General features: G+C 42.8%; 16 protein-coding genes. 15 read left to right on the forward strand and 1 reads right to left on the reverse strand.

Features of this window, described 5'->3' with window-relative positions:
* The first annotated feature begins 41 nt into the window (after positions 1-41).
* On the forward strand, positions 42-1,436 hold the full coding sequence (locus tag J1N51_RS13745) for a sensor histidine kinase (protein WP_208831814.1): 1,395 nt from the start codon (positions 42-44) through the stop codon (positions 1,434-1,436).
* Between the two features lie 37 nt (positions 1,437-1,473).
* Here J1N51_RS13745 and J1N51_RS13750 read toward each other — a convergent pair whose 3' ends face one another.
* Positions 1,474-3,351: a tetratricopeptide repeat-containing diguanylate cyclase gene (locus J1N51_RS13750; protein ID WP_208831815.1), complete on the reverse strand. Its 1,878-nt coding sequence runs from the start codon at positions 3,349-3,351 to the stop codon at positions 1,474-1,476.
* A 195-nt stretch (positions 3,352-3,546) separates the two neighbouring features.
* On the opposite strand from J1N51_RS13750, the gene ligA reads away from it, so the two are divergent.
* From ligA to fliN, 14 genes are all read left to right on the forward strand, one after another.
* Positions 3,547-5,592, forward strand: a complete 2,046-nt coding sequence (gene ligA, locus J1N51_RS13755) for an NAD-dependent DNA ligase LigA (RefSeq protein WP_208831816.1) — start codon at positions 3,547-3,549, stop codon at positions 5,590-5,592.
* Between the two features lie 210 nt (positions 5,593-5,802).
* Positions 5,803-7,287 (forward strand): sigma-54 dependent transcriptional regulator, encoded by a 1,485-nt coding sequence (locus J1N51_RS13760; RefSeq protein WP_208831817.1) that lies wholly within the window; start codon positions 5,803-5,805, stop codon positions 7,285-7,287.
* Between the two features lie 167 nt (positions 7,288-7,454).
* Complete coding sequence (locus J1N51_RS13765) at positions 7,455-8,678, forward strand: sensor histidine kinase (RefSeq protein WP_269802009.1); 1,224 nt, start codon at positions 7,455-7,457, stop codon at positions 8,676-8,678.
* Positions 8,675-10,027: a sigma-54-dependent transcriptional regulator gene (locus J1N51_RS13770; RefSeq protein ID WP_208831818.1), complete on the forward strand. Its 1,353-nt coding sequence runs from the start codon at positions 8,675-8,677 to the stop codon at positions 10,025-10,027. Before J1N51_RS13765 ends, J1N51_RS13770 begins: the two co-directional genes overlap by 4 nt.
* 215 nt (positions 10,028-10,242) lie before the next feature.
* Positions 10,243-10,596: a flagellar hook-basal body complex protein FliE gene (gene fliE, locus J1N51_RS13775; RefSeq protein ID WP_208831819.1), complete on the forward strand. Its 354-nt coding sequence runs from the start codon at positions 10,243-10,245 to the stop codon at positions 10,594-10,596.
* 100 nt (positions 10,597-10,696) lie between these two features.
* Positions 10,697-12,361 (forward strand): flagellar basal-body MS-ring/collar protein FliF, encoded by a 1,665-nt coding sequence (gene fliF / locus J1N51_RS13780; protein WP_208833448.1) that lies wholly within the window; start codon positions 10,697-10,699, stop codon positions 12,359-12,361.
* The gene (fliG, locus tag J1N51_RS13785) at positions 12,354-13,397 is read left to right on the forward strand and encodes a flagellar motor switch protein FliG (protein ID WP_208831820.1); all 1,044 of its coding nucleotides are present in this window, start codon (positions 12,354-12,356) and stop codon (positions 13,395-13,397) included. The genes fliF and fliG overlap by 8 nt, the downstream gene beginning before the upstream one ends.
* Positions 13,398-13,432: 35 nt before the next feature.
* Positions 13,433-14,293, forward strand: coding sequence for a flagellar assembly protein FliH (fliH, locus tag J1N51_RS13790; protein ID WP_208831821.1), 861 nt, complete (start codon positions 13,433-13,435; stop codon positions 14,291-14,293).
* Entirely contained in the window at positions 14,290-15,612 is a 1,323-nt protein-coding gene (gene fliI, locus J1N51_RS13795) for a flagellar protein export ATPase FliI (RefSeq protein ID WP_269802010.1), read from the forward strand. Before fliH ends, fliI begins: the two co-directional genes overlap by 4 nt.
* A gap of 27 nt (positions 15,613-15,639) precedes the next feature.
* Entirely contained in the window at positions 15,640-16,092 is a 453-nt protein-coding gene (fliJ, locus tag J1N51_RS13800) for a flagellar export protein FliJ (protein WP_208831822.1), read from the forward strand.
* A 120-nt stretch (positions 16,093-16,212) separates the two neighbouring features.
* Entirely contained in the window at positions 16,213-18,402 is a 2,190-nt protein-coding gene (locus J1N51_RS13805; RefSeq protein ID WP_208831823.1) for a flagellar hook-length control protein FliK, read from the forward strand.
* A 154-nt stretch (positions 18,403-18,556) separates the two neighbouring features.
* Positions 18,557-19,099, forward strand: coding sequence for a flagellar basal body-associated protein FliL (gene fliL, locus J1N51_RS13810; RefSeq protein ID WP_208831824.1), 543 nt, complete (start codon positions 18,557-18,559; stop codon positions 19,097-19,099).
* Positions 19,100-19,133: 34 nt separating this feature from the next.
* Complete coding sequence (gene fliM / locus J1N51_RS13815) at positions 19,134-20,201, forward strand: flagellar motor switch protein FliM (RefSeq protein WP_208831825.1); 1,068 nt, start codon at positions 19,134-19,136, stop codon at positions 20,199-20,201.
* 22 nt (positions 20,202-20,223) lie between these two features.
* Complete coding sequence (gene fliN, locus J1N51_RS13820) at positions 20,224-20,622, forward strand: flagellar motor switch protein FliN (RefSeq protein ID WP_208831826.1); 399 nt, start codon at positions 20,224-20,226, stop codon at positions 20,620-20,622.
* Positions 20,623-20,639 lie beyond the last annotated feature (17 nt).

Genomic DNA, 20,639 nt, shown 5'->3' on the forward strand with positions numbered 1-20,639 from the left:
AGGGTTATAGTTGAGCCAAGTTGCAAGGTGTGGAGTCACGCTTGAGAAAAGAATTTGAAAAGTTATTGCTTGATATTAGTCAACGAAAAGAAATAGATGGTGGTGACTTAACCGTTGCGGGTACTAAGATCGTCTCGGCATGTCGGCACGGACTAGATATAGGTCGTGCAAGTGTCTGGAAGGTAACCAAAGAAGGTATAACCTGTCAGATCTTGATGCACAAAACCGAAATTGAAATTGAAAACGGCGTAGAGTTACTCCGTTCTGATTTTCCTTCTTACTTTTCTGCAATAGATACAGAACGCGCATTGATTGCACATGACGCCGAAAATGACCCCGCAACCTCTGAATTTAGAGATGTCTACTTACGACCATTAAGCATTAAGTCAATGTTAGATATCCCTATCCGCTATCGCGGCAAAATGTATGGGATCATTTGTTGTGAACACGTTGGGTCAACAACTCGGCACTGGCAAGACGATGAGGTACTATTTGTTTCGACGCTCGCTGAACTATATGGCCGAGCCATTAGCGCTAATTATCGCTGCGAATACGAGAACGTGCTAAAAGCGGTCAATGCCAACCTTGAAGAAGTGATTGCAGAAAGGACTCTAGAACTTGAAAAAAGTTTAGAAGAGTTGAAAGAAACACAGTCACAGTTAGTAGAAAGTGAAAAAATGGCAGCATTAGGTCATTTAGTATCTGGCGTTGCCCATGAAGTAAATACACCATTAGGCGTAGCTGTCACTTCGATCAGTGCAATGAAAGAGCGTTTAGATGCAGTTTTCGATGCTTTAGCCAAACAAACCCTTACTCAATCATTATTACAAAGTACTTTAGAGAATAATCGCGAAGCGATAGATCTTGCTTTATCCAACTTAGGTGTCGCCGCCAATTTAATTAATGACTTTAAAAAAATTGCCGTAGATCAAACCCATATCGAATTAACAGAGATCGAACTCAAAGATTACTTGCAACACGTACTAAACACACTCAGTGCTGATGCCAATGCAAAAGAAGTGGCGTTAAACTATGAGGCTTCTAATGAGGTCATTTTAAAAACCTATCCAGGAAACGTTGCCCAGGTTATTTCAAATATAGTTAAGAATTGCTTTCACCACGCATTTGAGGAAGAAACCAAGGGGGACGGTTTTCAAGCATCAGTCAATGTCGCTTTATCCACTCACGTACAAGCCAGCGGAATAAAGCAATGTGTTATCGAAGTAAGTGATAATGGCAGTGGCATGACTCCAGAAGAACTAGAAAAAATCTTTGAACCATTTTATACAACTGCAAGAGGCAAAGGTCGTAAAGGACTTGGTTTAGCAGTGGCTTACAATACAGTGGTCGGGCAGCTAAAGGGCAATTTAAATGTGAGTTCAGACAAAGGCAAAGGAACTAGATTTAGAGTGTATTTACCAATGGAGGCTGATTGAGCAATCGTGACAGTGTTTCCAATTGCTCAAAAAGCTTTTAGATAGCCGTTACAAACTGGTTACGTCCACCTTCTTTTGCCTTGTAAAGACATTCATCGGCACGCTTTATTACTTCATTTATAGAACCGTCAGAGCTTTCAACTTGAGATGCTCCTAAGCTAAATGTCATTGCAAAGTCTTCTTCAATATTGTCGATTTCTATTTGGCTGACGTTTGTTTTGATTCGCTCAAAAATGGTTTTGATGTCTTCCAAATTGGTATTTGTCAGTACAACAAGCCACTCTTCACCGCCATAACGGCCAAACATGTCTTGGCTTCGAATCGAACTTTTTATCGCTTTTGCGTACGCAACAAGAACCGCATCACCGACTTCGTGACCAAAGTTATCATTGATCTTTTTAAAGTAATCCAAATCAATAATGGCAATGGTAAGAGGCTGCTTGGTGCGTTTGGTGATTTGAAATTGACGCTCTGCAAATTGCAAAATGGCTCTGCGGTTTGGGGCGTCAGTTAGGTGATCTTTAAGGGCCATTTGCTGGAAGTGATTTCGGTTTAACAATAACCTATGTAACAAGAAACCAATCACCAACAATACAATAACAACGAAGGCTAAAATTAATCGCCACACTAAGCCTTCACGTTGCTTTTGTTGTAGTTTCAGCTCTTTCAACTCATTTTCACGTTGTAAAACGCGATTGTCGTTCTCTTTCTTTTCCATGTCATAGTGGACAAGAAGTTCTTCATGCTTTTCGTGACTCATGCGTTCGTGCATTTTTTGTAAGTCTTTAGTAACTTGAGTTTGAAGGTCGAACGCTGTTTTGAAGTCTCCTTTGGCTGCTGACAACTTTGCCTGTTGACGCATTAACCCAATAGTCAGGTCATTTTCGCTTTGTTTTAACTCATTGGTGAGAGATTCTAGATAAACGATTTCTTTTTCTGCTTTTTCTACTTCACCCATTTCAATCAGACTATTAACTCTGCCCAATTGAATGTTCATTATGTTGCGTTTGTCTTTGTTTTCTTCAAAAAATGGCAAAGCTTGATTGTAATAAAGCAGTGCTTTTTCGTAGCTTTCTTGACTTTCGTATAGACCACCTAGCGCTTGTTCTGTCCAAGCTTGGCCAGCGATATCATTAAGCTCTATGGAAATTTTTAGCGATTGTGAATAGGCTTGTTTTGCTTTGTCATAATCTTTTAAATATCCGTAGTTATGAGCAAGATTAAACAAAATGATGGATTCGTTATATTTACTCTTTAATGAGCGCATAATGGCAAGAGACTCTTGCAAATATTCAATCGCCATTTTGTATTCGCTTTTGGCGCTATAAATGTTGGCCAGCGAGTTTACGGTTGAGGCAAGACCGTATTTATAATCGATAGCTTCGTATTGCTCTCGTGCTAAATTTTGATATGTGATCGCTTGTTCTAGTTGGCCTTTTTCGTAAAACTGCGTGCCTATAACAGAATAAATACCACCTAAGATTTTTTTGTCTTTTATCAATGTAAGTTTTGAGTAGATATCTTCTAACAGTTCTGAAGTTGGTTGATTTTGGATGTGGTTGATCCGCAGTTGAGCGAGTACCAAGCGAACATTCGATTCGATTAACTCTGTGGTATCACTCTTAGGTAAATACTCAGAAATCAACGATTGCGCCGTTTGCAGACGCTCAAGTGCTAAATATGTCTCAACAATAGCGACATTGACACGAACAATACTATTTTGCCATTCATTTTGCTCAGCTATCGCTAATAGAGTTTGATACTCCATTAACTGTTGTTCTGGCGTTGCAGACATATTATCTTCAATAGCAATTAACTGCTTTTGCAGCTCAGATTGGCTCGTGACTTCTGCAATAACTAGGTTAGAGAAAGTGAGCAAAATCATTGAAAATATTGTTGTTATTATTATTCGCATGCGTCCCTTGGGTTTCCTATATTAGCAACAAATGGTTTCTGCACGTTGCCTTAAAGGTGACACATTTAGATAAAAAAATCATCAATAATTTTTGCCACTAGTCCAGGGCTTAGGTTTTTTTGGCAAAACTTGTTAACCAATGGCATTTAACCCGATAAAATAAATAAAAACCAAAAACTCGGACCCAAGGACGTTATGACAACTTCTTTAAATACCTCTGACATTCAAACCCAAATGCATCAATTGGCGGAGCGCTTACACAAATACAACCATGAGTATTATGTAATGGATAATCCAACAGTGCCTGATGCTGAATATGATCGTGTATTTAGAGAGTTACAGGCTTTAGAACAAGCTAATCCGAGTTTGATATTGGCAGACTCTCCAACTCAAAAAGTCGGTGGTATGGCGCTAGATAAGTTTGAGCAAGTCACTCATGAAGTTCCTATGCTTTCTCTCGATAATGCAATGGAAGAGCCGGAGTTTATTGCTTTTAATAAACGAATTAATGACCGCTTAAAATCCGATCAAGAGTTTGAGTTTTGTTGTGAGCCTAAACTCGATGGTTTAGCGGTCAGTTTGTTATACGTCGATGGTATTTTGGTTCAGGCAGCAACACGCGGCGATGGAGCCGTGGGTGAAAATATTACCGCTAACGTCAAAACCATAAAGTCTATACCTCTTCGTTTAATAGGTGACTCGGTACCGGCAAGAGTGGAGGTTCGTGGTGAGGTGTTTTTGTGGTTAGACGGGTTTAAAGCGTTTAACGAAAATGCCCTCGCACAAGGCTCTAAACCTATGGTAAACCCTAGAAATGGTGCCGCAGGTAGCTTACGCCAACTAGACTCAAAAATTACTGCGACTCGACCGCTGGGCTTTTATGCTTATAGTTTGGGGGTGGTAAGTGACGAAGTCGAAATGCCAGATCAACACTTTGCGCGATTAGAGCAGATAAACAAGTGGGGCTTACCGCTTTGTCCTGAAGTAAAAGTTGTCAAAGGCGTCGAAGGAGTTTTAGGCTTTTACGCTGATATTCAAAAAAAGCGCAACACCCTCAACTATGAGATTGATGGCACTGTAATAAAAGTTAACGACATTGGTATTCAAGACCAGTTGGGTTTTGTTGCTCGCGCTCCGAGATGGGCAATCGCTTATAAATTTCCTGCACAAGAAGAAATGACGGTACTTCGAGACGTCGAGTTTCAGGTCGGTCGTACTGGCGCTATTACGCCAGTTGCTAAGTTAGAGCCTGTTTTTGTTGGTGGAGTGACTGTTTCTAATGCCACTTTGCACAACGCAGAAGAGATTGAGCGCTTAGGGATTAAAATTGGCGATACCGTCATCATACGTCGTGCAGGCGATGTTATTCCGCAAGTTGTTGGCGCAGTTGCTGAACGCAGGCCCGCAGATGCTCGCGATATTGAGTTTCCTGAATCTTGTCCAGTGTGCCAATCTCATGTTGAAAAGCCTGAGGGAGAGGCTGTCACCCGTTGTACGGGGGGCTTAGTTTGCGGTGCACAGCGCAAACAAGCGATTAAACATTTTGCGTCACGCAAAGCGATGGATATTGATGGCTTAGGAGATAAGATTGTCGATCAGCTGGTGGATGCTGAATTGATCTCGTCACCTGCGGATTTGTTTTCTTTGAGCCAAGAACAAATTGAATCGCTTGAGCGAATGGGACCCAAATCTGCAGCAAATTTGATTGCGGCGTTTCAGGAAGCCAAACAAACAACCTTAGCTAAGTTCCTTTACTCTTTGGGGATCAGGGAAGTTGGAGAGACGACGGCTGCTAATTTAGCTCAACACTTCTTAACGTTAGAGGCGATAGAAAACGCAAGTTTAGAGCAGCTGATTGAAGTTAGTGATGTCGGCAATATTGTGGCTCAGCACGTACATTCGTTTTTTAGGGAAGAACACAACGTATCAATTATCAACCAACTAAAAGAGGCTGGAGTTAATTGGCCAGCCATCGAAAAAGTCGAAGCCGATCAACAACCACTTAATGGCCTGACTTACGTTATTACCGGGACGTTATCGCGAGTTAGCCGAACGGAAGCAAAAAACCTATTAGTTGGCTTGGGAGCGAAAGTGGCGGGTAGCGTATCTGCCAAAACCGATTATTTGGTCGCAGGTGAAAAAGCCGGCTCTAAACTCACAAAGGCACAAGATTTGAATGTTCCGGTACTCGACGAGGATGGACTTGTCGCGTTGCTCGCAGAGCATGGTATAAATCCTTAATACCAATATTAATCCAGAGTCTCATAAGAGTGGCTTTGTTACTATTAGCAGAATGAGCTTCGGATAAAGTACGTAGAGTCAACAAGTCAAAAAACAGTCATTTGAACGCACTTTCGTCAATATTTTGTCGGAAGTGCTTGCATGTCCGATCCTCGTGGCTACAATCAAAGCTATAAAGAGCCAATTAACAAAGAATTATCGAATTGAGCCATGGGAAATGAAGTAAAAGTTGGTTTGGGAAAAATCCTGATCCTAGATGAAAACGCCACGCGTGCTGAGTTGGTGAGCCACCTACTCGGTTTTATCGGCGAGCCTTGTCAAATTGTGACCAAGTCAGAGTTTGCTGAAGCCTGTCAGCCAGAAGAAAACATCATGGCTTGTATTTTAGGTGCATTAAAGTCTGGCGATCATGAGGAGCTTGTTGCTTCACAACCAGCCGTCCCTTTTTTGGTATTGGGTGATACTCTTAAGTATTTATTCGATAAGAAAAACGTAATCGGTATGCTCAGTGAGCCTTTGAGTTATCCTGTAGTAATCCAACAAATTCGCGATTGCCAAGAGTACAAAAGGCTTCTTCCTAAACGCTCCGCATTAACCGATGGTTCTAAATTCGATGGTTTGATTGGTACCACCAACGCGATGCAGACGATTCGCTTTTTGATTAAACAAGTTGCTGAAAAAGACGCAAATGTATTGATCTTAGGTGACAGTGGTACAGGTAAAGAAGTTATCGCTCGCAACGTCCACTTGCTGTCTACACGTAATAAAGGTCCATTTGTTCCAGTTAACTGCGGAGCAATACCTGGTGAGCTACTAGAAAGTGAGCTGTTTGGTCATGAAAAAGGCGCATTTACCGGAGCAATTTCATCTCGTAAAGGTCGTTTTGAATTAGCCCAAGGCGGTACGCTATTTTTAGATGAAATCGGCGATATGCCATTACAAATGCAAGTAAAGCTTTTGCGGGTTATTCAAGAGCGCACTTACGAACGAGTCGGTGGTAACAAACCTATCAAAGCGGATGTTCGGATAGTCGCGGCGACTCACCGTAACTTAGAGTCGATGATTGACGAAGGTAAATTCCGTGAAGATTTATTTTATCGATTAAACGTATTTCCCATTGAGTCACCGTCTTTAAAAGACCGTGCGGACGACTTAGAGCAACTAATTCAAGAGTTTATCAATCGTTTTGAGAAACAGCATCAAGCTCGATTTAGCTTAACAGAAAGAGCGCTCGATTCGTTAAAGCAGCACAAGTGGCCTGGTAACGTGCGTGAGTTAGGTAACTTAGTCGAGCGCTTGCTTATTATGTTTCCTAATCAAACCGTTGACGTACATGATTTGCCGCAACGTTATTGTTACACAGATGAAGCGCCGTTTGTTCCTGAGTATCCGGACGAAATATTAGAGCGCCAAGCGTTGAATGACATATTTGCATTTAATGATGAAGAAGAATCTGATGAGCCGGATGATGACTTTGTTATGTCTGCAACTACGTTTGCGGATCCAACAACGGTTATGCTGCCACCAGAAGGGCTGGATTTAAAAGAGTACCTGTCAGAGTTAGAAATCAACCTTATTGAACAAGCACTACAAAATTGTGATTACGTTGTGTCGAGAGCCGCCGAGCAGCTCTCTTTAAGGCGAACAACACTCGTCGAAAAAATGAAAAAGTACGACTTAAATAAAGATGAATAGGACAGCAAATGCTGTCCTTTTTTTTGAGTTGTTTTTTTGAATAGTCAAAAAATTGAATCAGTCAAAAAGGTATCAGCACCCCATTAAGTTGTTGTAATTATTGAAAATAAAAGTTGGCATGATGGTTGTATTATCCACTGTGTATTAAAACCAGTGAGGCCAGTATTATGTCAGCCAGAATTTCAACCGTCATGTCAGAGCGCCGAGTTGTCGATGCCAACATCAAACTCGCGTCTTTTACGTCAAAGTTTCGTAGCTTTGCCGATCCTGAACACGCGTCATCTGCCGATTATGCTGGAATCACTCATGAGAAGGCATCAAACGATGCTCTAAGCTCAGAACAAATTAATGAAATGCGTCAGCAAAACGAAGAGCTGAGTCATCTTGTTGACGTGTTGCCAAACGGCGTTGTGGTTTTAGATAACAAAGGCATGGTCCGCCAGGCAAACAAACAAGCGATTCAGTTACTTGGTGAGCCACTAGAAGGCGAAAAATGGCGTACTGTTATTGCCCGTTCATTCAAACCTAGAGAAGATGACGGTCATGAAGTGTCTTTACAGACCGGTCGTCGTGTAAAGCTTGAAATAATGCCTCTTAAATCTGGGCAGTTGATTGTTATGACGGATCTTACCGAAACTCGTCAGTTACAAGAGCGTATCAGTCACCTTCAACGTGTTTCGGCATTAGGTCGTATGGTCGCGAGTTTGGCTCATCAGATCCGCACACCCTTGTCAGCGGCGATGTTATACGCAGCAAATTTATCGAATAACCGCCTTAAAGCCGAACAAAAATCTAATTTCGTCAATAAATTGTCATCTCGTTTAACAGATTTAGAAAATCAAGTTAACGATATGTTGATGTTTGCCAAAAGCGGTGAAAACCAAGTATTAGAACAAGTATCACTGCAGCAGTTGCTCACCAGCGTTCACCAAGGTGCGGATGCGATGGTTCAGCAGGCCGGTACTATGACGGTCGAGCTACCAGAACCAGATATCGAGTTACTGGCTAACAAAACCAGTTTAGCAAGCGCTATAACCAACTTAGTTCACAATGCCGTGCAAGTTGTAGGACAAGGTGTTCACGTTCACCTTGCTGCACGCCGGGTTGATAGCCAGCCAAATCAGGTTTGTATTTCTGTTGAAGACAATGGTCCAGGAATCAAGCCAGAAGTCATCGACAAAATTTTTGAACCGTTTTATACCACGCGCTCTCAAGGTACAGGTTTAGGCTTGTCGGTGGTTAAAACGGTCGCTCAAGCGCACCAAGGTAGTGTTGAAGTTGTCAACAAACCAACGGGTGGCGCAATTTTCTCAATCTATTTGCCAATTAAATTGGCACCTAAAAGTGATATTCAGCGTGTCGAAACACCACGCCAGGAGGTACTAGCATGAGCCAATCTCAAGTATTAGTCGTTGAAGACGACTCAGGTTTACGCGAAGCATTAGTTGATACGTTATCAATTGCTGGATATGCAGTAGTTGAAGCGGATTCTGCCGAAATGGCTTTGGTCAAACTCAAAGAAACCGTGATTGACATAATAGTATCAGACGTTCAAATGGGCGGCCTGTCAGGTTTAGACTTGTTGAAGTCAGTTAAAAAGTTATATCCAAACACACCGTTTTTGTTGATGACTGCTTATGCAACGATTGATCACGCAGTTGAAGCAATGAAATACGGTGCGATAGATTACATGGCGAAGCCATTTGCACCAGAAGTGTTGCTCAACATGGTAGGTCGATACGCACCAGCCAAACAGGCTGAAAAGCACAACCCAGTTGTAGCCGACAAGAAAAGTATAGAGTTACTTAAATTAGCAAGTCGAGTTGCAGCTTCTGATGCGTCAGTGATGATTTCAGGTCCAAGTGGTTCGGGTAAAGAAGTGATGGCGCGATACATTCATGACCAATCTAGCCGTGCCGAGCATGACTTTATTGCTATTAACTGTGCTGCAATTCCAGACAATATGTTAGAAGCCACCTTATTTGGTTATGAAAAAGGTGCGTTTACTGGTGCCGTTCAAGCCTGTCCTGGAAAGTTTGAACAAGCTCAACACGGTACTATTTTGCTCGACGAAATTACCGAGATGGATTTAAATCTTCAAGCAAAACTATTGCGTGTCCTACAAGAACGCGAAGTAGAGCGCTTAGGTAGCCGTAAAACCATAAAGTTAGACGTAAGAGTTTTGGCAACGTCGAACCGCGACTTAATGACAGCTGTTAAAGAAGGAAAGTTTAGAGAAGATTTGTATTATCGACTTAATGTTTTCCCAATTAAGTGGTTGCCATTAGCACAGCGCAAAGACGACTTACTGCCAATTACAGAGCATTTATTACAACGTTATTGTATCGAGCAAGGTCGTGAAATTCCTGAGCTTAGTTCTGCCGCTAAAGCAAAGCTGTTATCGCATAACTGGCCAGGTAACGTTCGTGAACTCGACAATGTGATCCAGCGCGCTCTGATCTTATGCGCTTCAGACACAATAGAAAGTGACCACATTCTTGTTGAAGAATTTGCAGTTGATAGTGTTGCTGCCAATATCCAGGCGTCAAACAATGCAGCGGATGACACGACTGCCTTTAAATCAGAAATTAGAGATCAAGAAAATCGAATTATTCTTGATGCATTACAGGCTTGCCAAGGCAAACGAAAAGACGTTGCTGAAAAGCTTGGTATTAGCCCTCGTACGCTGCGCTATAAGCTCGCTAAAATGCGTGAACAAGGCATCGAGGTGCCAGCTTAATCCACGTAAGTAGTTAAATAAAAACCATCTATCCATATTGTCCACTGTCTAATTTCTCTCCATTCTTAGGCGGTGGACTTTTTTATGTCAAACTTTTGTCATCAAAATTTATACCTCAAAGTCACCTAACTTGTTGAATTTGTTATTAAATAAGTTGGCACCTTTTGTGCTTTATCTCGTTTAGGTAAACAATACTCCTGAACGAGGATACAATAATGAACATTCAAGCGAACAATCTATACGCCGAGTTACAGTCTATGGCGTCTCAGGCTTCAAGCCCAACGATTCGTCCAAATAATGACATTACTCCTTTCAACCAGGTTGAGAAGGTCAATAACCCTTCATCAGCTAACTTTGGTGATTTGTTAAAGCAGGCTGTAGACAATGTTAACGATCTTCAATCGAATGCAGGTCAACTTAAAAACGCAGTTGAAATGGGTGACCGTTCAGTTTCTCTTGCTGAAGCTATGATTGCTTCACAAAAAGCGGGTATTGCCTTTGAAGCGACCGTCCAGGTTAGAAATAAGTTGGTTGAGTCGTACAAAAGCATTATGAGTATGCCAGTTTAATCTGGTGTTTGACCTAGTTGTCGTAAATTAGAATTAAGGGTTTCCCGTGGCAGACGAACTTTCAACACAAGTAGCAACAGGGCATGACGTTGGCAATGACATGGTGTCATTGAATAACGACGCCGATAATGTTGAAGAGCAAAAGTCAGGCTTTTTAAACGCCGTTTCTAGCGCAGAAGTATTGCGCCAAGGTGCACTGATTTTAGCTTTGGTCATTTGTATCGCAATTACCATCATTATTTTCTTGTGGTCACGAGAGCCAGAAATGCGTCCTCTTGGCCAGTTCGAAACTGAACAGTTAATCGAAACACTGGACTATCTTGACGCTCAAAAAATTGAGTACGTTTTAGAGCAAAACGTTATTAAAGTACCAGCGGACCGTTATCAAGACATTAAATTGTCACTTGCTCGTGGTGGCCTATCACAAGCGCCAACGGAAGGTTCGGAAATTTTGCTACAAGACACTGGATTTGGTGTTAGCCAACGCATGGAAACTGAACGCTTAAAGCACAGCCGTGAGCAGCAATTGGCTCGTACCATTGAAGAATTAAACACAGTAAGTAGAGCACGAGTTTTACTGGCTATTCCGAAACAAAATATTTTTGCTCGTCATACTAAAGAGCCTTCTGCAACAGTGGTTGTAACTTTAAAGCGCGGCAGAATGCTGACAGCAGAAGAAACTGATTCTATCGTTGATATTGTTGCGTCAGCGGTCCAAGGTTTGTCACCAACCCGAGTCACAGTAACAGACCAAAATGGCCGCCTACTTAACTCTGGTTCACAAAATTCATTATCTGCTCTTTCGCGTAAACAATTTGAAATTGAACAAAAACGCGAAGATGAGTATTTACAAAAGATCAACGCCATTTTGTCTCCTGTTATCGGCATGGAGAACTACACGGCGCAGGTCGATGTGACTATGGACTTTACCCAAGTTCAAGAGACTCAAAAAACCTATAACCCTGATTTACCGGCGATTCGCAGTGAAATGCTAATCGAAGAAAATCAAACAGGGTCTGGCCCTGTGGGAATTCCAGGCGCGTTATCAAACCAGCCGCCACTAGAGTCTGATATTCCTGAAGACGCAGCTAACGCTCGTACTCGAGGCGCGACGGGCCGTTCGTCAAAAGAACAAACTCGCAACTACGAGTTGGACCAAACAATTAGTCATAAACAAAATCAAACGGGTGTAGTACGTCGTCTAAGTGTGTCAGTTGCGGTTGATTATATCCGCACTGTGGGCGAAGACGGGACTATGCAGCAAGTACCTCGCTCTCAACAAGCTCTAGTTAATTTACGTCGCTTATTACAAGGCGGTATTGGTTTTGATATGACGCGTGGTGATACGCTAGAAGTCGTAACAATTCCGTTTAATAAACAAGACGAGTTTGCGGCGACTGAAGTTCCTATTTATGAACAAGAGTGGTTCCAGCCTATGGTTAAAACCCTGGCTGCGATGATTGTCATTATCGTCCTAATTATCTTCTTAGTTAGACCACTTCTGAACAAGCTATTAAGCCCAGAAGACACAACAGATGAATATGAAGAAGACGCCTTAGGTGGTGTAGACTTAGGTGACGAAGCATTAGATATGTTGAACACAGAGTTTGACGAAAAAGACATCGGTTTCTCAGCAGATGGTACGCTACAATTACCAGACTTACACGGTGATGAAGACCTATTGAAAGCGGTGAGAGCATTAGTTGCGAACGAACCTGAGTTATCGTCGCAAGTAGTTAAAGGGTGGTTATTAGAAGATGAATGATGTCGTTGAAGCAGAAAAAAAACAGCCAGCGTTTGATGTAGACAAACTCGAAGGCGTTGAAAAAGCGGCTATTTTACTTTTGAGTTTATCGGAAGAAGACGCTGCCCAAATCTTAAAGCACTTAGAGCCGAAGCAAGTTCAAAAAGTGGGTATCGCGATGGCTCAGTTAGATGACTTGAGCCAAGATAAAATCTCTGCGGTACACAGTTTGTTTATCGAACAAATCCAGGATTACAGTACGATTGGCTTCCAGTCAGAAGACTTTATTAAGAAAGCACTAACGGCTGCATTAGGTGAAGACAAAGCGGCGACACTTCTTGATCAGATCATCTTGGGTGGTGGCGCTAAAGGCCTTGATTCACTTAAATGGATGGACTCAAAACAGGTTGCAAACATTATCCGCAACGAGCATCCGCAAATTCAAACTATTGTATTGGCTTACTTAGCCCCAGATCAGTCTGCGGAGATCTTGAGTCAATTTTCTGACAAGGTTCGTATCGACTTAACGATGCGTATAGCTAACCTCGAAGAAGTACAACCTGCAGCACTTCAAGAGCTCAACGAGATCATGGAGAAACAGTTTGCTGGTCAAGCGGGTGCACAAGCAGCCAAGATGGGCGGCCTGAAAGCAGCGGCAGAAATTATGAACTTCTTGGATACTAATATCGAAGGTCAGTTGATGGATGCTATGCGTGAGCACGATGAAGAGATGGCTCAACAAATCCAAGACCTTATGTTTGTTTTTGATAATTTAATTGATGTTGATGACCGAGCAATTCAAGCGATTCTTCGTGAAGTTCAACAAGACTCTTTGATGAAAGCTATCAAGGGTGCTGATGATGCTCTGAAAGAGAAGATCATGAAGAACATGTCAAAACGTGCGGCCGAAATGATGGCGGATGACTTGGAGGCAATGCCACCAATTCGAGTGTCAGAAGTAGAAACAGCACAGAAAGAAATCTTAGCGATTGCCCGTCGTCTTGCTGATGCCGGTGAAATCATGCTCGGTGGTGGCGGTGGTGAAGACTTCTTATAGGTCTTCACACAGCTCAATGTTTAAAGGTAATCTCAGTGTCAGATAAGTTAACCAAAGGCCCAGTCACACCTAGCAAAGAAATGTTGGAATTGCTAAAGGACTGGGTTGCGCCTGATGTCAGTGAAGTAAAAAAGGCTACCGTGGTTGGCAAGACCAACTTTATGGGCATGTCTATTGAAGACATGTACAAAAAAAAGCAAGTTGTGGTTGACGAAGAGGAAGAAGAAGTTAAACCGCTAACGGCTGAAGAGATTGAACAAATACGTCAAGACGCCTACCAAGAAGGATTTGAGCAAGGCAAGCAAGAAGGTATCGAAGCGGGTCATGCAGAAGGTTTAGAGCAAGGTCACCAAGAGGGCTTAAAAGCCGGTCATGAAGAGGGGTTTGCCGCTGGCCAGGAAGAAGGTAAACAGCATGTAGAAGAAGTAGTAGCACGTTGGCAATCACTTACTGACCAACTCTACAACCCTATCGAACGTATTGAATCTGCGGTAGAGCAGCAGTTACTTAATTTATCTGTAATGCTCGCTGAGTCAGTGTTACGTACTGAACTAAAAAGTAATAAAGACAGCCTACTCGCGGCATTACACGAGTCAGTGGCAGCCTTACCTTTTAATACTGAGTTTGCCGAAATTCACATGCATCCCGACGACTTAGAGTTGTTAAAAGAAGAGTATGACGATGAGGCCTTGGCTGAGCAAAAATGGATTTTAAAACCTGAACCTAATTACAAACCCGGTGACGTTATTGTTGCTACACCAAATTCGTTAATAGATCGAACCGTTAAGCAGCGAATCGAGCAAACAATTGACGAGTATGTTCGAGAAGCAGAGTTAAACAAAGAAACCAATACAGGACCGAGTATTAGTGAAGGTGATGAGGGTCAAAGCTCATGAACTTGGCAGAACGGATCAAAAAGTCACAACGGCTAATAAAAGACGCTAAACCAGAGGTTTCGGGACGACTTACTAAAGTAAACGGCCTGACTTTAGAAGCGGTAGGCGTGTCGGCACCGTTGGGTGGACATTGTAAAATTCAGACACTAAAAGGTGAGGTAGACGCCGAGGTTGTGGGTTTTGAAAATGACAAAATATTTTTGATGCCCACGGACCAGGTCAGTGGCATTGTGCCTAGAGGTCGAGTAACTACTTCGAGCCGAGGCCAGCAACTGCCTTTTTCATTAAATCTTTTAGGACGAGTCATAGACCCTTCAGGCAATCCTCTTGATGGTCGCGGTCCAATCGAAATGGGTGACGACGTCAATTATTCTTCAAAGCCGATTAATCCACTTGCAAGAAAGCCGATTCACAATGCGATTGATGTAGGTGTCAAAGCGATCAACGGTATCTTAACAGTTGGCCAAGGTCAGCGAATGGGTTTATTTGCTGGCTCTGGTGTTGGTAAGTCAGTATTGCTTGGCATGATGACGAAAGGCACGACGGTCGATGTTGTGGTCGTTGGCTTGATTGGTGAGCGTGGTAGAGAAGTAAAAGAGTTTATCGACGAAATTTTAGGAGAAGAAGGACGCAAGCGTTCTGTTGTGGTTGCGGCCCCTGCAGATATGGCTCCGATTCGTCGGTTAAAAGGCTGTGAAACCGCCACTCAAGTGGCTGAATATTTTCGTGACCAGGGCTTGAACGTATTGTTACTTATTGATTCTGTCACTCGTTATGCACAAGCACAGCGAGAAATTGCGCTAGCTATTGGTGAGCCTCCAGCGACAAAAGGTTACCCGGCTTCGGTATTCGCCAAGTTACCAGCCTTGATTGAGCGTGCAGGTAACGGTGGTGAAGGCCAAGGGTCGATTACTGCGTTTTATACCGTACTTTCAGAAGGTGATGATATGCAAGATCCGATAGCCGATGCCTCAAGAGCTATCTTAGATGGTCATATTGTCCTAAGTCGAGACTTGGCAGATGCTGGTCACTATCCTGCGATAGATGTAGCAAAGTCAATCAGTCGTGTAATGCCACAAGTAACGTCTCCTGAGCATTTGCAAATGGCGCTGAAATTTAAAAAGTATCTGTCTGCGTTTGAGCAAAATAAAGACCTCATTTCTATTGGTGCATATTCGTCAGGAAGTAACCCTGTGGTTGATAAAGCGATCCAACTCAAACCAGTAATGGATGCGTACTTGCAACAAACCATGTCTGATGTGTATCCATACGATCAATCACTCATGCAGTTACAGGCATTAACCAATGAAATGCCTTAAATTTGTCGTATTCAAGTGAGGTAAGCTATGGCTAAAGAAGACAGTCAGCTCCTTGTATTAAAACGCATCGAAAAAGAAAAAGAGCAAAAAGCGGCGATGGACTTGCAGTCTGCGCAATCTTTTTTACAAGCTAATCAAGCCAAACTAAAAGAAGTTCAAAGTTATAAATTGGATTATCTAAAACGCATGCAACAAATGGGTAGCAGCGGCATGGGCGGTGGTAGCTACCAACACTACCAGCGTTTTATTGTGCAATTAGACCAAGGCATCCTCGCCCAGACAAATGTTGTCAGTACGGCAAAAGAGGTCGTCGAGCAGCGTCGCCAAGAGTGGCTAATGCAAACTAACAAAGTCAAAGCGGTAGACACACTTTTAGATAAAAAAGCTCAAGCAAGACAAGCGAAACTTGATAAATACGAACAAAATCAGGCGGATGAGTTCGCCGCGCAAAAGTATATTCGCAGTCAACTAGGCGTTTAATTAACAAATCGTGTTGTTCTATATACGACATGGAACGATCTTTGAATAACTCCCCATATCAACCGGTAACATTTCCGAGTTTGTCTGTTAAATTTATCACTGTTTGTGTTAGGAGCGATTATGCTGCAACAAAATACAATTCTAAATGAACTCCAACAAATTAAAGGCCTTCAGCCTGAGACAGGAGTGCGCGATAATCCAGTTAATCGCGTTCAAACAACGGATTCTAGAGCTGACACAGAACGTCGATTTGAACAGACCATGGCGGCAACGCGGCAACAAGCGGAAAGACAAGAACAGCGAAACCAAACAGAGCGTCTAAATCAACGCGAACAACAAGCGCAGCGTCAATTAGAGCAACGACAGTCGCTCGAACGTCGTGAGCAGCAAAGATTAGATGCGAGTCGAAACGACGCTGAGCCTCAACCTCGCTCGCACAAAAGAGATGAAATTGATCACGCGACAAAACCAGAAAGAACAGTGGCTCAAAACACCAGACAACAGTCTGATGACGGTCGTAACAATGAATCTGTGGTAGCTGATAATAAACAAAGCCAAGCGTCACAGACATCCACAAATTCAGACCAGTCAATATCCAATTCTACGGAGCTAAACAAAGAAGCGAGTGGACAAAACAACCAAAATACGGTTGCTAAAAATACTGCGCCAAATGACAGTGCCAAATTACAAGGGGAAGCCTTGTTCAACAAACAAGGTAAGGCCGAAAAGCTGACCGAATTGATGACAAAAATTGCCGCACTATTATCAGACTTGCAAGGCGATAAGCAAGCAGGCAAAGACGCGTCGCTCTCGCTACAAGCTATTATTAACAAGATGAATCAAGCTGGTGTAAAGGACAGCGAAGAGTCAAGTAATGGTTCAGATGCCCCGCAAAACGAGCTGATGGCTAAGATAAAATCTTTATTACAAGCATTAATTGGTGGCTCAGAGCAAGGGCCAGGAAAAGCTCAAAACCAAACCGACCAAGTTCAACAGGGAGAGTGGGACTTTGAGAAGGCTAATAAAGTTCAACTCAGTGGCGATGAACTAGAAAAAGCACTCCAGGCATTAAATCGTCTTGTGAATGAATTGACTGAGCTTTCAGCGTCTTTTTCGCAGAGTGAGTCTAATGATAACAATCTTCAACATGACCTAGACGGTATTTTGAACTCTCTCAAGCAATTGAGCGCTGAACTTAGTTTAATGGCTGGCCAAAATCAGTCAGGAAAAACTCAAGGTAATGATGACGCCAAAACACTGAGTTGGTTGACCAACGTAATGTCACAAGCAGAATTGAGCAAACAAGGTGCAAACGGAACTAACGGTCAACTTGTAGAGCCACAGGTTAGCCGCGTTGTAACCCCAGGCAAAGGCGATGGGCAGTTTGCATTGAATTCAGTGTCTAGCGCTTTGTTAAAAGAGGCAAATATTGAAGTCAAGGCAACTCAAAACAGTGATGCTGCGGAAGATATTTCATCTCTAAAAGGGATGTCTGACAATGAGTCGCAAGTTAAACTGGCACAAATACTAACGCCAACAAAACCAATTCAGCTTAATGGTGCTCAAACGTCATTCAATGCGCTTAATTCAACGGTAAATACAAGCGAGTCTGGGCCGAATAAATTAGGCACGGATGGTAAGTTAAGCACAGAAATGCTTAATGATTTAAAAGCGGTTGAGTTAGCAAAAGGTGCAGAGACTGAGAGTGAACTGAAGCCTTCAAACTTAAAGACCTTACTCGAAAGTGGTTTTTTACAGTCAGATAAACCAGCAAGCCCAACAACTAAGGTTTCTACCGTTGAGGTTGCGGGGGTTCAATTAGACAAAACCCTACAAGCTCCCAAGTTAGAGCAAATAGTACAAACCAAAAACGACGTTGTAATCAAAGAAAACATCCTTTTTAACAAACAAGAGCTTGCTAATAATATCCAGACTCAAGTGGGCTTGATGATGGCTCGAAATATGAAGTCGGTAGACATCCGACTTGACCCACCTGAGCTAGGCAGTATTCAAGTTAAGCTTTCTTTGGGCGAACAAGCCAACGTCAGTTTTGTTGTAAGCACTCAACAAGCCAAAGATGCCCTTGAAGACAGTCTCCCGAAATTGCGAGAAATGCTCGAAAAGCAAGGTATGGAATTAGGCAATAGTGACGTATCTAAAGATGATTCAAACGGTAACGAGTCGGGCGAAGAAGAGCAAAACCAAACGCAATTAGCCGGACAAATGTCAGAGAGTGAAAATGTCGATGCAGAAGAGCAACAGCTCGCCGCCAAAATAGCGTCACCTTGGCAAGTCGATTATTACGCATAGGGTGTTATCACCAAGCTGATGGTTTATTCATCAGTTAATGCAATTTTAATTGTTGATAAGCGGGAATGGGGGCTTATTTATTGCCAAAAGTAGCGATCGACAATACCATTAGCAACAGTATGGCAATATAAAATGATTGGATGGAGCTCCTAAAATGGCCGAAGAAAACGACGAGTTAACGTTAGAAGAAGAAGGTGGCAAAGGCGGTAACAAAATGTTGATCATCATCATTGCTGCTGTAGTGGTAATCGTTGGTGGTGCAGCTGCGTTCTTTTTGCTGTCTGGTGGTGACGAGACAGATCCTGAAGCGGCACAAACAACCGAGGCAGAAGGTGGATCAGCGGAAGCGGCACAAGATTCTGGCCCAGTGGATGTTGGTACTGCCAAATATGTGACAATGCCAAGGCCATTTACGTTTAATGTACCGGGTACGTCGAGAGATAGACTAGTTCAAATTAAAGTGCAGTTAATGGTTCGTGGAGACAACAACGAAGAGTTGGCTCAAAAGCATATCCCATTGATTGAAGGGTCTTTATTAAAAGCATTTAGTACAGCGAACGCCGATGCATTGGCGACTGCAGCAGGAAAAGATGCGCTTAAGTTAAAAGCGGCACAAGAAGTGCAGAAGGCAGTTATCGACGTTACAGGTTCGAAAATTGTCGAAGAAGTATTATTTACCGGTTTTGTGATGCAGTAACCTGAATCACAAACTCATGAGTTAAGAGAACACTATGACTGATTTACTGTCACAAGACGAAATTGACGCGCTACTCCACGGCGTTGATGACGTAGAAGAAGATGAGATTGACGAAGGTGGTGCCGGCGGCGCTGGCACGTCAGACTATGACTTCTCGTCTCAAGATCGAATTGTGCGTGGTCGAATGCCAACACTTGAGTTGGTTAACGAGCGTTTTGCTCGTCATATGCGGATCAGTCTATTCAATATGATGCGCCGAACGGCAGAAGTGTCGATTAATGGTGTACAGATGATCAAGTTTGGTGAGTACATACACACTCTGTTTGTACCAACGAGCTTGAATATGGTTCGATTTAGACCGTTAAAGGGCACAGGTTTGATAACCATGGAAGCCCGTCTGGTGTTTATCTTAGTTGATAACTTTTTTGGTGGTGATGGACGTTATCACGCCAAAATCGAAGGTCGTGAATTTACTCCTACAGAGCGTCGTATTATTCAAATGCTGCTCAAGCTTATCTTTGAAGATTACAAAGAGGCTTGGTCACCAGTTATGGACGTATCTTTTGAGTACTTAGATTCAGAAGTGAACCCAGCGATGGCGAACATCGTTTCGCCAACCGAAGTTATTGTTATCAGTTCGTTCCACATCGAACTTGATGGTGGCGGCGGTGACTTTCACGTGGCGTTGCCGTATTCGATGCTCGAGCCAATTCGTGAGCTACTCGACGCTGGTGTTCAAAGTGACCGCGAAGATACCGATTACCGTTGGAGTAAGGCACTTCGCGATGAAATTATGGATGTGTATGTCGATTTACACACCCAACTATTAGAAATGGATTTGCCCCTTCATCAAGTGATGGAGTTAAAAGATGGTGACATTATTCCAATTGATATGCCTGAGCACATTACGGTCTTCATTGAAGGCTTACCGACCTACCGAGCTAAGTTAGGCCGTTGTAGAGATAATGTTGCATTGCAAATCGCTGAGAAGATCAAACGTCCAGAATCAGCGAAATCAGAGATGAATGTGTTAACGAAAGGGGGTCGTCGTTTAGACGATGATTCAGAATTATTAGCACTTGAAGACGATTTAGAGCTTTAAGTGGTCGAAAGAGGTTAGGTTTATGAGTGATGATCAAGATACTATGGACGAATGGGCAGCAGCCCTAGCTGAAGCTGAAGGTGGTGAAGGCGGTGATGACGTCCAGGCAGCCGAACTCGAAGAATTGTCCGAGACAAGTAACAATCTGAACGAAGACGAATCTCGCAAGTTAGAAACCATTCTTGATATTCCTGTAAATATCTCGATGGAAGTGGGGCGCAGTAAGATCAGCATCCGAAACTTGCTACAACTTAACCAGGGCTCAGTGGTTGAGCTAGACCGTGTGGCGGGTGAGCCGCTGGACGTTTTAGTTAATGGAACCTTAATTGCCCATGGCGAAGTGGTAGTGGTTAATGATAAGTTTGGTATTCGTTTAACTGATGTGATCAGCCAAATTGAAAGAATCAAAAAACTTCGTTAGTTCAAAATTAGTTGGCC

It is taken from the genome of Psychrosphaera ytuae, assembly GCF_017638545.1.
In the GTDB taxonomy this organism is placed as follows: domain Bacteria; phylum Pseudomonadota; class Gammaproteobacteria; order Enterobacterales; family Alteromonadaceae; genus Psychrosphaera; species Psychrosphaera ytuae.

What these genes read in the sequence shown, in the direction of transcription:
- J1N51_RS13750 (WP_208831815.1), bottom strand. Translation starts at nt 3,351, where the DNA reads ATGCGAATAATAATAACAACAATATTTTCAATGATTTTGCTCACTTTC.
- ligA (WP_208831816.1), top strand. Translation starts at nt 3,547, where the DNA reads ATGACAACTTCTTTAAATACCTCTGACATTCAAACCCAAATGCATCAA.
- J1N51_RS13760 (WP_208831817.1), top strand. Translation starts at nt 5,803, where the DNA reads ATGGGAAATGAAGTAAAAGTTGGTTTGGGAAAAATCCTGATCCTAGAT.
- J1N51_RS13765 (WP_269802009.1), top strand. Translation starts at nt 7,455, where the DNA reads ATGTCAGCCAGAATTTCAACCGTCATGTCAGAGCGCCGAGTTGTCGAT.
- J1N51_RS13770 (WP_208831818.1), top strand. Translation starts at nt 8,675, where the DNA reads ATGAGCCAATCTCAAGTATTAGTCGTTGAAGACGACTCAGGTTTACGC.
- fliE (WP_208831819.1), top strand. Translation starts at nt 10,243, where the DNA reads ATGAACATTCAAGCGAACAATCTATACGCCGAGTTACAGTCTATGGCG.
- fliF (WP_208833448.1), top strand. Translation starts at nt 10,697, where the DNA reads ATGGTGTCATTGAATAACGACGCCGATAATGTTGAAGAGCAAAAGTCA.
- fliG (WP_208831820.1), top strand. Translation starts at nt 12,354, where the DNA reads ATGAATGATGTCGTTGAAGCAGAAAAAAAACAGCCAGCGTTTGATGTA.
- fliI (WP_269802010.1), top strand. Translation starts at nt 14,290, where the DNA reads ATGAACTTGGCAGAACGGATCAAAAAGTCACAACGGCTAATAAAAGAC.
- fliJ (WP_208831822.1), top strand. Translation starts at nt 15,640, where the DNA reads ATGGCTAAAGAAGACAGTCAGCTCCTTGTATTAAAACGCATCGAAAAA.
- J1N51_RS13805 (WP_208831823.1), top strand. Translation starts at nt 16,213, where the DNA reads ATGCTGCAACAAAATACAATTCTAAATGAACTCCAACAAATTAAAGGC.
- fliL (WP_208831824.1), top strand. Translation starts at nt 18,557, where the DNA reads ATGGCCGAAGAAAACGACGAGTTAACGTTAGAAGAAGAAGGTGGCAAA.
- fliM (WP_208831825.1), top strand. Translation starts at nt 19,134, where the DNA reads ATGACTGATTTACTGTCACAAGACGAAATTGACGCGCTACTCCACGGC.
- fliN (WP_208831826.1), top strand. Translation starts at nt 20,224, where the DNA reads ATGAGTGATGATCAAGATACTATGGACGAATGGGCAGCAGCCCTAGCT.